Consider the following 12,830-nt stretch of genomic DNA (forward strand, 5'->3'; position numbering starts at 1 on the left):
GCGATGCGGTTTTTTCAGAAATCGGGGCGCCTGTTTCGCGAGCAAGCTTTGCTCCCACATAGAGGGGATATCCCTCACCACAGGCGCTGTGACTCACCGATTACTCGAAGCTCAACAAGAACAATTTTTTCAGGAGAATCATCATGGGCGAAGTCGTCCTGGCTGCGAAAATCTGCCACGTTCCCTCGATGTACCTGTCCGAGCTGCCCGGCAAGCACCACGGCTGCCGCGCGGCGGCGATTGCCGGCCACAAGGAGATCGGCCGCCGCGCCCGCGAACTGGGCGCCGACACTGCCGTGGTGTTCGACGTGCACTGGCTGGTCAACAGTGCCTATCACGTCAACAGTGGCGAACAATTCAAAGGCATCTACACCAGCAACGAACTGCCGCACTTCATCAAGAACATGGAGTACGAGTACTCGGGGGCCCCGGAACTGGGCGAATTGATCGCCGCCGAGGCCAATGCCGCCGACGTGCGCACCCTGGCCCACAACATCCCAAGCCTGGAGCTGGAATACGGCACGCTGGTGCCCATGCGCTACATGCACATGGATGTCCCGCAGGCACAGAAATTTAACGTCGTGTCGATTGCCGCCTGGTGCGCCTGGCACCGTCTGCAAGACAGCTTCACCTTTGGCGCCGCCGTGCGCCGGGCCATCGAGAAAAGCGATCGCAAGGTACTGGTGCTGGCTTCCGGCTCGCTGTCGCACCGTTTTTCCGATGATCGCGACGCCGAAGCCAACATCCACAACTGGACCCGCGAGTTCGATAAACAAGTCGACCTGCACGTCGTCGAACTGTGGCGCCAGGGCCGCTGGAAAGAGTTCTGCGCCATGCTTCCGGACTACGCCGAACACTGCTTTGGCGAAGGCAAGATGCATGACACGGCGATGCTGCTGGGGCTGCTCGGCGGACCGGACTACGACAAGCCCGCCGAGATCATCACCGAACCTTTCGGCAGTTCCGGCACCGGACAGATCAACGCTGTCTTCCCCGTTTGACACTGCGGCCGTACGGCATCCCCGTGCGGCCTGAAGGAGCCGTTCATGCCGCATTTCATCGCTGAATACACCGACAACATCGAACAGCAGGCCGACCTGCCCGGCCTGTTTGAAAAGGTCCACGCCTTGCTGGGCGACAGCGGCGTGTTTCCCCTGGGCGGCATCCGCAGCCGTGGCGTGCGCCTGGACACCTGGCGCATGGCCGACGGCAAGCACGACTACGCCTTCGTTCACATGACCTTGAAAGTCGGCCATGGCCGCGACCTCGCCACGCGCCAGAAAGTCGCGGAAAAACTCTTCGAGGTGATCACCGCGCATTTCGCCGAACTCCAGGCCCAACGCCTGCTGGCCCTGTCCTTCGAGATGATCGAGCTGCACGAACAGCTCAATTTCAAGGCCAACAACGTCCACGCCTTCCTCAAGGGCCAGGCCAGCTGAATCCGTCTGCCCCGCGCTCCCCATCGGCCTCTCTGACAAAAAGTACAAGATAATGAGCACAGCCAATACCGCCGACACTGCCGGCACTGTCGCGCACGACCGCACCCATGCCACCATCACCTGGCGGCTGATGCCGCTGCTGCTGGTCTGTTACCTCTTCGCCCACCTGGATCGCATCAACATCGGTTTCGCGAAGATGCAGATGAGCGCCGACCTGCAGTTCAGCGACACGGTCTACGGTGTTGGCGCCGGGCTGTTCTTCATCGCCTATGCACTGTTTGGCGTACCCAGCAACATGGCCCTGGATCGCGTCGGTCCGCGGCGCTGGATCGCCACGCTGATGGTGGTCTGGGGCGCCTTGTCCACCGGCATGTTCCTCATCGAAAGCGCCGCCGGTTTCTACCTGTTGCGCTTTCTGCTCGGCGTGGCCGAGGCCGGTTTCTTTCCTGGCATCCTGGTTTTCCTCAACCGTTGGTATCCGGCCCGGCGCCGGGCCCAGGTGACCGCGTTGTTCGCCATCGCCGTGCCGATGGCCGGGGTGATTGGCGGGCCATTGTCCGGCGGCATTCTCGAGCATTTCCATGACCTTGGCGGCCTGCGCGGCTGGCAATGGATGTTCGTCATCGAAGGGCTGCCGGTGATCCTCCTGGGCCTCGTCGTGCTCAAGTGCCTGCCGGACAGTTTCGAGGCGGTCAAGTGGCTCACACCACAAGCCAAGCAGCAACTGCGCGAACAACTGAGTCTTGAAGAACAGCGCAAATCCATCACCTCGTTCTCGGCGATCCTCAACAACCCGCAGGTCTGGTTGCTGGTAGCGGTGTACTTCGCCGTGATGCTGGCGGTGAACACCCTGGCCTTCTGGATGCCCACCCTGATCCACGGCGCCGGCATCGGCAGCGACGGCAAGGTCGGGCTACTCAGCGCCGTGCCCTATCTGGCCGGCTGCTTCTTCATGATCGGTTGCGGGCGTTCCTCTGACCGCAATCGCGAACGCCGCTGGCACCTGTGTGTGCCGCTGTTGATGGCAGCGCTGGGCATTGCGCTCGCCGGGCTTTCACCCGGCAACCCGACCCTGGTGCTGGCTGGCCTGATCGTCGCCGGCATGGGCGCCAGCGCGGCGTTGCCGATGTTCTGGCAATTGCCGCCGGCGTTCCTGTCCAACGGTACCCAAGCCGCCGGGATCGCGCTGATCAGCTCCTTCGGCAGCATCGCCTCATTCTTCGCGCCCTACCTGATCGGCTGGATGCGCGACACCACCCAGAGCGCCAGCCTCGCCCTGTATGTGCTGGCCCTGCTCATCGCCCTTGGCGGCTTGCTGGTGCTGCGCACCCGGGCCGCCATCGTCAATCCTCACTAAGAGACCCTTGCCATGCTCGACCAGAACTTCATCCAGCAAGCCGCCGCCCGCCTCGACCAAGCCGAGCGCTGCCGCGAGCAGGTGCGGCAGTTTTCCCTCGACCACCCGGACATCACCATCGAGGATGCCTACGCCATCCAGCGTGCGTGGGTGGCACAAAAGATCAAGGACGGGCGCAAGCTGGTCGGCCACAAGATCGGCCTGACCTCCCGGGCCATGCAGGTATCGTCGAACATCACCGAGCCGGACTACGGCGCGCTGCTCGACGACATGTTTTTCGACGAAGGCACCGACATCCCGTTCGAGCGCTTCATCGTGCCACGGGTGGAAGTGGAGCTGGCGTTCATTCTCGGCAAGCCGTTGAAAGGCCCGAACGTGACGGTGTTCGACGTGCTCGACACCACCGAATGGGTGATCCCGGCGCTGGAAATCATCGATGCGCGTATCCAGCAGATCGATCCGCAGACCAAGGCAACCCGCAAGGTCTTCGACACCATCTCCGACAACGCCGCCAATGCCGGCGTGGTCATGGGCGGTCGCGCCGTACGCCCGACCGAGATTGACCTGCGCAAAGTGCCGGCGGTGCTCTACCGCAACGGCGTGATCGAAGAATCCGGCGTCTCGGCGGCGGTGCTCAATCACCCGGCCAAAGGCGTGGCCTGGCTGGCGAACAAGCTGGCGGCTTATGACGTTACGCTGCAACCAGGACAGATCATCCTCGGTGGTTCCTTCACCCGCCCCGTGGCCGCCAACCCCGGCGATACCTTCCATGTCGACTACGACATGCTCGGTTCCATCGCCTGCCGTTTCGTCTGATCGGAGACCGCCTCATGGACATGCCCATCAATACCTTCAAGCAACGCCTGCGCAGCGGCGAGGCGCAGATCGGCCTGTGGCTGGGGTTGGCCGATGCCTACTGTGCGGAACTGGCGGCCAATGCCGGCTTCGACTGGCTGCTGATCGACGGTGAACACGCGCCCAACGACTTGCGCACCCTGCTCGGCCAACTCCAGGCCGTGGCCCCCTACCCCAGCCAGCCGGTGATACGTCCAGTGATCGGTGACACGGCACTGATCAAGCAAGTGCTCGACATCGGCGTGCAGACCTTGCTGGTGCCGATGGTGGAAAGTGCCGGGCAGGCGCGCGAACTGGTGCGCGCCATCCACTACCCGCCCCACGGTGTACGTGGTGTAGGCAGCGCACTGGCCCGGGCGTCACGCTGGAACAGCATCCCCGGCTATCTCGATAAAGCCGATGAACAGATGTGCCTGCTGGTGCAGATCGAAAGCCGCGAAGGCCTGGCCAACCTGGATGCCATTGCGGCGGTGGAAGGCGTGGATGGGGTCTTTATCGGCCCGGCGGACTTGAGCGCGTCCATGGGCTTTCGTGGCAATCCAGGGCACCCGGATGTGCAAGCGGCCATCGAAGACGCCATCGCCCGCATCCGCAAGGCTGCTAAAGCGGCCGGGATTCTCAGCGCCGATGAGAAACTGGCCCGCCGCTACATCGAACTCGGCGCGGCATTTGTCGCGGTGGGCGTGGATACGACGGTGTTGATGCGGGGTTTGCAAACGCTGGCGGCGATGTTCAAAGACACACCAAAACCTGCGGCTGGCGGCGTGTACTGAGTTTGCCGCATCCCATGTGGCGAGGGGATTTATCCCCGCTGGACTGCGCAGCAGGCCCTATATCTGCCGACTCGGTGTTTCGGGTCCATCAAGGTGGCTTTTCCAGGGGCTGCTGCGCAGCCCAACGGGGATAAATCCCCTCGCCACAAAAGCTGACCTCTCTTGGCGATCTCAACGCCTGATCGCCTTCAGGTCATTGAGCAACCCCAGCAACGTCTGCAATTTTTCCTCCCCTAACTTGTCCTGCAGACGCTGGTAATTCTCTTCCATGCTCTGGCTCATCGAATCGAAGCTCGCTTGCCCTTGCGGCGCCAGGCGCACCAGCACCCGGCGCTGATCCTGTTCGGCCTTGCGCCGCTCCACCATGCCCGCCGCTTCCATGCGCACCAGCACACCGGTCATGCTGGGCTTGAGGATGCAGGCCAGCTCGGCCAGGCGATTGATCTCCAGCTCGTCGTGCTGGCTGAGAATACGGATGACCCGCCATTGCTGCTCGGTCAAGCCATGTTGATTGAGGGAAGGTCGGAAAAACCCCATGGCCGCTTCACGGGCCTGTAGCAGGGTGAGGGTCAAGGATTGGCGCGGTTTGGGCATGGAGAGTAGTCGCGAGGAGGATTAGTTAACGAGTTAACTAAATCCTAACAGCTTCGGCGCCGAGTTACCTGTGGCAAGAGGATTATTCCCCTGCCACAAGGATTGGACTCGCGCCTGAACGCCTGTAACAGCTCAAGCGCCCTTGATCACGCCCTTGAGCACCTCTTTGAAATGCTCGACCTGTTCCTCGCTGAACTGGCCGAACACCTTGTCCTGCTGCTCCTTGGCGATGGCCCAGAGCCCTTCGGTCTCATCGATGCCTTTGACAGTCAGGCGTACCCGCTCGCCCTCATCGCTCACCAGCCCCTTGCGCTTGAGGTTGGCCACGGCTTCTTCGATCTCGCGCACCGGCATCGCCACTTCCCGCTGCAGGTCGCACAGGTTCAGCCCGGCGTCGTTCTCCAGCACCATCAACATCCGCGCTTCGCTGGTGCGTAACCCCGTGGACAACTGACGTGGCTGGTAGCTGGCCTGGTAGGCCCGCAGTGCCTGGGTCATCAGGTAATACAGGTTGTGGCTCAAGCGCCCCTGGAAGTGGCTGCTGGGGGACTGGCCCTCTTCCCGCCTGGTCATGCGAGTGTGGGGCAAGACCATCGAGTAAGCGCCCTGGTGGTAGAGCAGCGGTGAGCGGCCGAAGTCATCAAAAGCCACGACCTTGCCGATCATGATCCAATGATCGCCGCCATCGACCTGCTGGAATTTTTCACAGTGAAAACGCGCCGAGCAGTCCACAAATACCGGAGCACCGCCTTCGCCGATGTCGAATTGGATTTCAGCGAAACGGTCCTCCTTGGGCCGGGCGAAGTTGTTCGACAGGTCTATCTGGTCGGCGGCCAGCACGTTCACCGCAAAATGGCTGGCGGCTTCGAACACCTCGTGACTGCTGGAGCGCTTGTCGATGCTCCACAGGATCAGTGGCGGGTCCAGGGACACCGAGTTGAAACTGTTGGCCGTCACACCGACCTTGCGGCCATCTTCAGTGGCAGCCGTGACCACGGTCACGCCGGTGGCAAAGTTACCCAGGGCCCGGCGGAACGCACGGGTGTCGAAAGCGGTATTACAAAGACTGGACATGCAAGACTCCCGGCCGCCTCAAGCGACGGCCTCGATTATTGTTCTGGAGGACAGGCGGTCAAACCATGGAAGGGTCAGGCTCAAGGCCCATCAACTCACGACCGAGGATCTGCGCGCAGACGTCGTAGTCGGTGTAGGCATGGGCGCCGGTCAGGTGGGCGTCGCGGAACAATCGCTGCAATTCATTGTTTTCGAACCAGGCGCCGCCACCGGCCGCCTCCATCAAACGGTCGACGGCCTGGATGCACATCTTGGTGGCGTAGCCCTGGTTGGTCCGCCAGAACGCCAGGGTTTCCCGGCTTGGGTATTCGTGGCGCTCGCCGTACTCGGCGTGCTCCTGCCAGGTTTTTTCCAGGAAGGCACGGGCTGCCGCCACCTGATGGGTAGACTCGGCCAGGCGCATCAACGCCGGGGTGGCGGCACCGACGGCCGCACCGGTATAGGCCCGTACGCGGTTCCTGGTTTTCTCGCGAAAGACCTCCAGCATGCGTTCGGCCACGCCCAGGCTGACCGTGGAGAAACCGCTGGCGAAGTACGGCCGGTACGGTGAGTAGAAAATCTTGCTGTCAGGGTACAGACCGAACCCGCCGGACTTGCCTTCCATCATGTCCTTGGCTTTCTGGATCCGATGTTCCGGCACGAAAGCGTTGTCAATGATCAAGGTCTTGCTGCCACTGCCACGCATGCCCACCGCGAACCAGTCATCGCGAATTTCATAGTCACTGCGCGGCAGCACCGCAAAGCAATAATCCTGGGTGCCTTCGGCGTTTTTACGGCGAAACCCCACGATCGCCCATTCGGCATGATCGCAGCCGCTGCTCCAGCCCATTTCACCGCTGAACATCACACCGCCCTCGACTTCCTCGGTGCGACCAAACGGTGCGATGCTGCTGCTGGCGGTGGCATCGGGGTCATCGCCCCAGATGTCCTGCTGGGCCTTGGCCGGGAACATTGCCAACTGATGGCTGTGGGTGCACAACAGGCTCATGGCCCAGGCCGTGCTGGCACAGGCACCGGCCAGCAGCGCGATGCAGTCGGCGAACTGCGGCAGGGAAATCTCCAGGCCACCGTATGGTTTTGGCTGGAAGGCCCGGTGCATGCCAATGCTTTTGAGCAAGGCGATATTCTCGGCAGGCACGCTACGGTCTTTCTCCGCCTGGAAGGCATTGGCGGCAATGACCGGCAGGAGGGGCTTGAGGTCTTCGAGCAGCGGATTTGGCTTTTTCATGGACGGGCTCTTTTATTATTGGCATCTGCCGATCCCGCCTTTGCCCGACAACCCAAGGTTGCACAAGCAAAGGGATCAGCGATTAAGGCCGGTCCAGTATGGGCAATCGCAAGCAGGTGAAAAATGCACCTTCCAGATCCAAGATTGTACTTTTCATGGGGCAGGTTTCGGTCCCATGGCGCGCTCGGTCAAATACCCCGGCACGGATGATCAAGACAGGCGCCCTCATCAGGGCCCTTAATAGAGCCATCCCCTGCAATGCCTTGTGTAGGCGTTGCAACGGAGTTTCCTTTCACTTTGTCAGGTTGCGTCATGATCAATATCGAAACGCCCACCTATTACACGGCCACCAAGAAATACAACCTCAGCTTCCCCACCCTGGAACAGGACGTAGAAGCCGATGTCGTGGTGATTGGCGGCGGTTTCTCCGGCATCAATACCGCGCTGGAGCTCGCCGAAAAAGGCATCACCAACATCGTGGTGCTGGAGGCGCGTTACCTTGGGTTCGGCGGCACCGGGCGCAATGGCGGACAGATCATGGCCGGCATCGGTCACGACCTGGAAAAGATCAAGAAGGACGTAGGTGAAGACGGCCTGCGCCAGGTCTTCGAGATCAGCGACCTGGGCGCCGACATCATCAAGGACCGTATCGCCAAATACGATATCGACGCCGATTTCTGCCACGGCTACGGCTACATGGGTTTCAACGCCCGCCAGGAAAAGACCCTGCGGGCTTGGGAAAAAGACTTCAAGTCGATCAACAGCAAGCACGAGATCCGCTTTCTCGGCGGCTCCGACGTGCAGCAGATCATCGGCTCCAAGGCCTACGGCAGCGCATTGCTGCACATGGGCGGCGGGCATGTGCACTCGCTGAACCTGTTGCTGGGTGAAGCCAAGGCCCTGGTCAGCCACGGTGTGCGGATTTTCGAGAACAGCCCGGCCCTGGAAGTCAGCTATGGCGAACGCATCACCGTGCGCACCGGACGCGGCTCGGTGAAGGCCTGCAAGCTGCTTTGGGCCTGCGACAGTTTCCTCAACAAGCTGGAGCCGGAACTGCACCGTTCGACCATCAACACCTACGCCTTCCAGATGATGACCGAGCCGTTGTCGGACGAACTGATCCAGCGCATCAGCCCGATTCGCGGCGCCTACAGCGACATTCGTCCGGTGATCGACTATTACCGCGTCACCAACGAAAACCGCCTGCTGTTCGGCGCCGCCACGCCATTGGTGGAGCATATCCCCCAGGATCTCAAGGCCTGGAACCGGCGCCTGATGCTGAAAATTTTCCCGTACCTCAAGAACGTGAAGATCGACCTGGCCTGGGGCGGCCCGATGGCGTGCAGCCCGAACCTGTTTCCGCAGATCGGCACCCTGCCCGGCCGCAGCAACGCGTTTTTCGTCCAGGGCTACTCAGGTTTTGGCGTCACCCCAAGCCACATTATCTGCAAGGTGCTGGCCGAGGGCATGAGCGAAGGCTCGGCGCGCTACGACCTGGTCAGCTCGATCCATCGCCCGACCATCATCGGCAAAGACGCCATTCGTCCATTGCTGCTGACCGCCGGCAAGTCCTGGCATCAGCTGTCGGGTTACTGGAACGGCCGGCGCTGAGACGAGCGGTTGAACATAAACCCGGTGGCGAGGGGATTTATCCACGCTGGCTGCGAAGCAGCCAAAAAGCAGCACAGATACAAGTTTTTCAGGGCCGCTGCGCGCCCAGCGGGGATAAATCCCCTCGCCAAAAAAGCCCCATTCAACTTCGCTGTTTTTCACTCACCAGGAGTCACTGCCATGCCCCTCATCACCCTCGAAAAAGACATCCAGCTGTCCGACCTGGACGCCTGGGGCACCGTCGCCGATCTCGGTTCGCAGATTCTCGAAGGCGAAGTCAAGGCCTTCGGCAAGATGACCTTCGGCGCCCCCACCGACCCGGTCAGCAGCGCCTACTTCGGCACCACCCAAGGCAAGTTCCGGATGGTCTACCCGTTCGCCGAACAAGCCACCGTGGTCACCGGTGAAGTGGTCCTCACCGACGAGGCCACCGGCCAGAGCACCCGCTACACGGCCGGCGACAGCTGGTTCGTGACCAAGGGCACGCCGGTGCTGTGGGAAGTGGTCAGCGAAAGTTTCGTCAAGCACTACTTCGCGGTAGTCTGACCGCACCGGGCTGCCGGCCCCACCGGCGGCCCCTTGCGAAGGTTTGCCCCATGAACGTCATCCCGACCCAGGACATCGCCGGCCAGTGCCTGCACGCCTTCACCCAGCTGGTTCCTGTCAGTCGGGCGGCGTTCTACTGCGTGGATCGACACCTGCAAGTCCACGACTTCAGCCTCCATGGGATGAGCGGCGAGATGCACCGCGACTACCTGGACAACTACCGCCAGTTCGACCCACTGCATCCGCGCCGCTGTGCGTCCAGCGAGCTGGCCGTGGTGCCGTTGGGGCTGGCGATGGCTCGCCAACCGCTGCGTGACAACCATCGTTATCGCGACTTTCTGCAACGCTACGGCGTGGTCGACGTGGTGGAAGTCTTCGCCCATCGAGACGGCCAGCCCCAAGCCGCGATTTCGTTGCTGCGCACCGCCGAGCAAGGTGTCTTCACCTCTCAGCAGTTGAGCCAACTGAACGCGTTGCAGGCCTTGCTGCAACTGGCCGTGGCCCATCTACCGGCCCATGAAGATGCACTGGCCGACCTGACGCCCAAGGAGCGCCAGATCGCCTGGCTACTGCGCCAAGGCGTCAGCAACAAACAATTGGCCCGGGAACTGGACGTCGGCTTGCCGACCATCAAGACTCACCTGATCCACCTGTTCCGCAAAGTCGGTGTGAGCAGTCGCACCGAGTTGGTCAGCGCACTGTTCCTCTGATCAACCATTTGGTTGATAGGCCGTCGTTGCCCGGCGCTCCATGATCCGAGTGGCTACTTCAACCACCGGAGCCTTGCAATGAGCACATCTTCAGACTGGATCACCGTCGGCGCCCTGGCCGATGGCTTTGCCCCCGAAGCCTTCATCCTGCCAAACCTGGCTGACCTGGACGGCAAGACCTTCACCCTGCATTTCGCCAACGGCTGGCAGATCGAGCACCGCTTCGAACAGGACACCCTGACCTGGAGCGCCGCCGATGGGCATTCCAGCGGCACCGCGACCTACCGGGCCACATCCGTACGCCCGGGCCTGTACCTGGTGGACTTCATCAAGCGCGAAGGCGAGCTGACGTCGTCGGTAAGCCTGGTGCTCGATACCGCCAGCGCCGCCTTCACCGCCGTGATCGGCCGCATGCCGAGCCAGCAAGAAACCGGTGAAGGTCTCTACAGCCGCGCGTTGACCGGCAAGCCCCTGACCTCGGTTCAAACGCAATTCCTGCACGGCAGTCTCGACCGTCCCTGGCAGCCTGGCCTGTGCCCGCACGCACCGACCACCGAGCTGGTGGGGCTGCGCAACCTGTATCGCTACAGCCCGAGCGAAGTCTACGAACACATTTACCTCAACGACCAGTTCTACTCCTGGCAGTGCCTCAAGGGCGTTGAGCAAGGCCTGTGCGACACCGATCGCTGCGACACCTACAGGATCGCCGATCAGTTGTACCTGTTCGTGTGGCGAGAAAAGATCATCCCGACCCTGGGCCTGGTGCTGATCGACCTGCAACAGCACCGCAGCGACGGCAAAATCTTCGGCTACGCCGGTGAATCCTTCGATGAGTTTTCCAACTTCCCGGTCAGTTCCTACTGCCAGGTGCTCAATCAGACGGAGTACCCCGATGCCTGAATCACGCACCGTGGTGATCACCGGTGCCGGCACCGGCATCGGTGCGGCCTGCGCCCGCCTGCATGCCGCCGAAGGCGCCAACCTGGTACTGATCGGCCGCCGTCGCGAGCCCCTGGAAGCGCTCGCCGAGGACATCGGCGGCCTGGTGCTGGTGGGCGACGCAGCCTGCCCCAACACCTGGGACGGCTTCGTCGAGCAGATTCGCACGCGTTTTGGCCGACTCGATGTGCTGCTGGCCTGTGCCGGTGGCATGGGATTGGGCAGCGCCACCGAAACCGCCCCGTCGTCCTGGGAGGCAGCCATGCGCAGCAATCTCGACAGCGCCTTCTACAGCGCCCGGGCTTGCCTGCCACTGCTGCGGGAAAGCGCCGGCAACATTGTGCTGATCGCCTCCATTGCTTCATTGGCGGCGGGCCCGCACGTGTGCGGCTACACCACCGCCAAGCATGCTCTGCTGGGTCTCAACCGCTCCCTGGCCAGGGACTATGGGCCTCACGGCGTGCGGGTCAATGCGGTTTGCCCTGGCTGGGTGCGCACGCCCATGGCCGATGAAGAGATGCAGGTATTGATGCAATTCCATGGCGAAACCTTGCAGCAGGCCTATGACCGGGTCTGCGCCGACGTGCCGTTGCGCAGGCCGGCCAGCGCGACGGAAATCGCCAACGTCTGCCGTTTCCTGGCCTCGCCTGAAGCGTCCATCATCACCGGGGCGACGCTGGTGGCCGATGGCGGCTCCAGCATCGTCGACGTGCCGACGCTGGCCTTCAGCCGGATGGAGGCCAGCGATGTCTGACGATCTGGATTTCAGCGGCCAGACCGTACTGGTCACGGGCGGTGCACAAGGTATTGGCCGGGCCATCGTCGAAGCGTTTGCCCTGCGCGGGGCCCAGGTGGTCATCGCCGACCTGGGCCTGGCCCGGGCCGAGGCAGTGGCCGACGAATTGACCGCCGTGGGCTGTCAGGTGCAAGCCGTGGGCGTCGACCTGGCCGACGCGACGGCGATATTCGGGATGATGACCGCGCTGGAGCAACGCTTGGGCCGGCTGGATATCCTGGTGCACAACGCCGGGTATTTTCCACTGACGCCATTCGCCGAGATCACCCCGTCGATACTTGAACGAACGCTGGCGGTGAACCTGTCGGCGCTGTTCTGGCTGACCCAGGCCGCACTGCCGATGTTCCGGCGCCAGGGCCGAGGCTGCGTGCTGGTGACATCCTCGGTCACCGGGCCGCGGGTAGCGTATCCGGGGCTCAGCCACTACGCGGCCTCCAAGGCCGGGGTCAATGGTTTCATTCGCAACGCCGCGCTGGAACTGGCGGCCGAGAATGTCCGCGTGAACGGGGTCGAACCGGGCATGATCGCCACACCGGCCATGGCCAACCTGGGCGACGATGAGGTCAATCAGGACATCGCCTGCCGGGTGCCGCTGGGTCGACTGGGCCAACCGAACGACATCGCAGGCGCCATGCTGTTCCTGGCATCGAGCCTGGCCGGCTATGTGACCGGACAGACCTTGGTGGTCGATGGCGGTTCGACCTTGCCGGAGGTTTGAACCTGAATGGGGGTGAGTCTGCTTGCGGTGGGGGTGGCTGGACCACCGTCATCGCGAGCAGGCTCGCTCCCACATTTTATCCAGCCATCAACTCTCTCTGTGGGAGATTCTATGTTGCAGGGGAACCCTGCAACCGTGAATTTGGTTGGTATTCGCTCTGATTTTTCATCAGGGCGAATGCTACCCGACA

Annotated in this window: 14 protein-coding genes; 11 read left to right on the top strand and 3 right to left on the bottom strand. The window is 62.2% G+C overall.

The features are described 5' to 3' along the window. The first annotated feature begins 143 nt into the window (after window positions 1-143). Genes hpaD through hpaI form a run of 5 tightly spaced genes read left to right on the top strand, consistent with a single transcriptional unit; the run spans window position 144 to window position 4,424 of the window. Complete coding sequence (hpaD, locus tag DTP52_RS30275) at window positions 144-1,001, top strand: 3,4-dihydroxyphenylacetate 2,3-dioxygenase (protein WP_109756602.1); 858 nt, start codon at window positions 144-146, stop codon at window positions 999-1,001. A 45-nt stretch (window positions 1,002-1,046) separates the two neighbouring features. Continuing rightward, complete coding sequence (locus DTP52_RS30280) at window positions 1,047-1,439, top strand: 5-carboxymethyl-2-hydroxymuconate Delta-isomerase (RefSeq protein ID WP_046065466.1); 393 nt, start codon at window positions 1,047-1,049, stop codon at window positions 1,437-1,439. Between the two features lie 52 nt (window positions 1,440-1,491). Continuing rightward, window positions 1,492-2,796, top strand: coding sequence for an MFS transporter (locus tag DTP52_RS30285; protein WP_109756603.1), 1,305 nt, complete (start codon window positions 1,492-1,494; stop codon window positions 2,794-2,796). 12 nt (window positions 2,797-2,808) lie between these two features. After that, entirely contained in the window at window positions 2,809-3,612 is an 804-nt protein-coding gene (gene hpaH, locus DTP52_RS30290; RefSeq protein WP_109756604.1) for a 2-oxo-hept-4-ene-1,7-dioate hydratase, read from the top strand. A 14-nt stretch (window positions 3,613-3,626) separates the two neighbouring features. Further along, on the top strand, window positions 3,627-4,424 hold the full coding sequence (gene hpaI, locus DTP52_RS30295; protein ID WP_109756605.1) for a 4-hydroxy-2-oxoheptanedioate aldolase: 798 nt from the start codon (window positions 3,627-3,629) through the stop codon (window positions 4,422-4,424). A gap of 171 nt (window positions 4,425-4,595) precedes the next feature. Here hpaI and hpaR read toward each other — a convergent pair whose 3' ends face one another. The 3 genes from hpaR to DTP52_RS30310 form a co-directional block, all read right to left on the bottom strand. After that, on the bottom strand, window positions 4,596-5,018 hold the full coding sequence (gene hpaR / locus DTP52_RS30300; protein WP_109756606.1) for a homoprotocatechuate degradation operon regulator HpaR: 423 nt from the start codon (window positions 5,016-5,018) through the stop codon (window positions 4,596-4,598). A gap of 132 nt (window positions 5,019-5,150) precedes the next feature. Then, window positions 5,151-6,092 carry a p-hydroxyphenylacetate 3-hydroxylase reductase component gene (locus tag DTP52_RS30305; protein WP_109756607.1) on the bottom strand — a complete coding sequence of 314 codons (942 nt, stop codon included), beginning with the start codon at window positions 6,090-6,092 and terminating at the stop codon, window positions 5,151-5,153. A gap of 58 nt (window positions 6,093-6,150) precedes the next feature. Continuing rightward, window positions 6,151-7,320 (bottom strand): p-hydroxyphenylacetate 3-hydroxylase oxygenase component, encoded by a 1,170-nt coding sequence (locus tag DTP52_RS30310; protein ID WP_109756608.1) that lies wholly within the window; start codon window positions 7,318-7,320, stop codon window positions 6,151-6,153. Between the two features lie 312 nt (window positions 7,321-7,632). Between DTP52_RS30310 and DTP52_RS30320 the strand changes: the two genes are divergently transcribed. The 6 genes from DTP52_RS30320 (at window position 7,633) to DTP52_RS30345 (ending at window position 12,640) form a co-directional block, all read left to right on the top strand. Beyond that, the gene (locus DTP52_RS30320; protein WP_109756610.1) at window positions 7,633-8,931 is read left to right on the top strand and encodes an FAD-binding oxidoreductase; all 1,299 of its coding nucleotides are present in this window, start codon (window positions 7,633-7,635) and stop codon (window positions 8,929-8,931) included. A gap of 180 nt (window positions 8,932-9,111) precedes the next feature. Beyond that, window positions 9,112-9,477: a cupin domain-containing protein gene (locus DTP52_RS30325; protein WP_109756611.1), complete on the top strand. Its 366-nt coding sequence runs from the start codon at window positions 9,112-9,114 to the stop codon at window positions 9,475-9,477. 50 nt (window positions 9,478-9,527) lie between these two features. Next, a complete protein-coding gene (locus DTP52_RS30330; protein WP_109756612.1) occupies window positions 9,528-10,187 on the top strand; it encodes a helix-turn-helix transcriptional regulator in 660 nt (219 codons plus the stop codon). A gap of 78 nt (window positions 10,188-10,265) precedes the next feature. Beyond that, the gene (locus DTP52_RS30335; protein ID WP_109756613.1) at window positions 10,266-11,087 is read left to right on the top strand and encodes a molybdenum cofactor biosynthesis F family protein; all 822 of its coding nucleotides are present in this window, start codon (window positions 10,266-10,268) and stop codon (window positions 11,085-11,087) included. Then, window positions 11,080-11,880, top strand: a complete 801-nt coding sequence (locus DTP52_RS30340; RefSeq protein WP_109756614.1) for an SDR family NAD(P)-dependent oxidoreductase — start codon at window positions 11,080-11,082, stop codon at window positions 11,878-11,880. The genes DTP52_RS30335 and DTP52_RS30340 overlap by 8 nt, the downstream gene beginning before the upstream one ends. Then, window positions 11,873-12,640: an SDR family oxidoreductase gene (locus DTP52_RS30345; RefSeq protein ID WP_109756615.1), complete on the top strand. Its 768-nt coding sequence runs from the start codon at window positions 11,873-11,875 to the stop codon at window positions 12,638-12,640. Before DTP52_RS30340 ends, DTP52_RS30345 begins: the two co-directional genes overlap by 8 nt. Window positions 12,641-12,830 lie beyond the last annotated feature (190 nt).

It is taken from the genome of Pseudomonas sp. 43mfcvi1.1 (assembly GCF_900115935.1).
Classification (GTDB): domain Bacteria; phylum Pseudomonadota; class Gammaproteobacteria; order Pseudomonadales; family Pseudomonadaceae; genus Aquipseudomonas; species Aquipseudomonas bijieensis.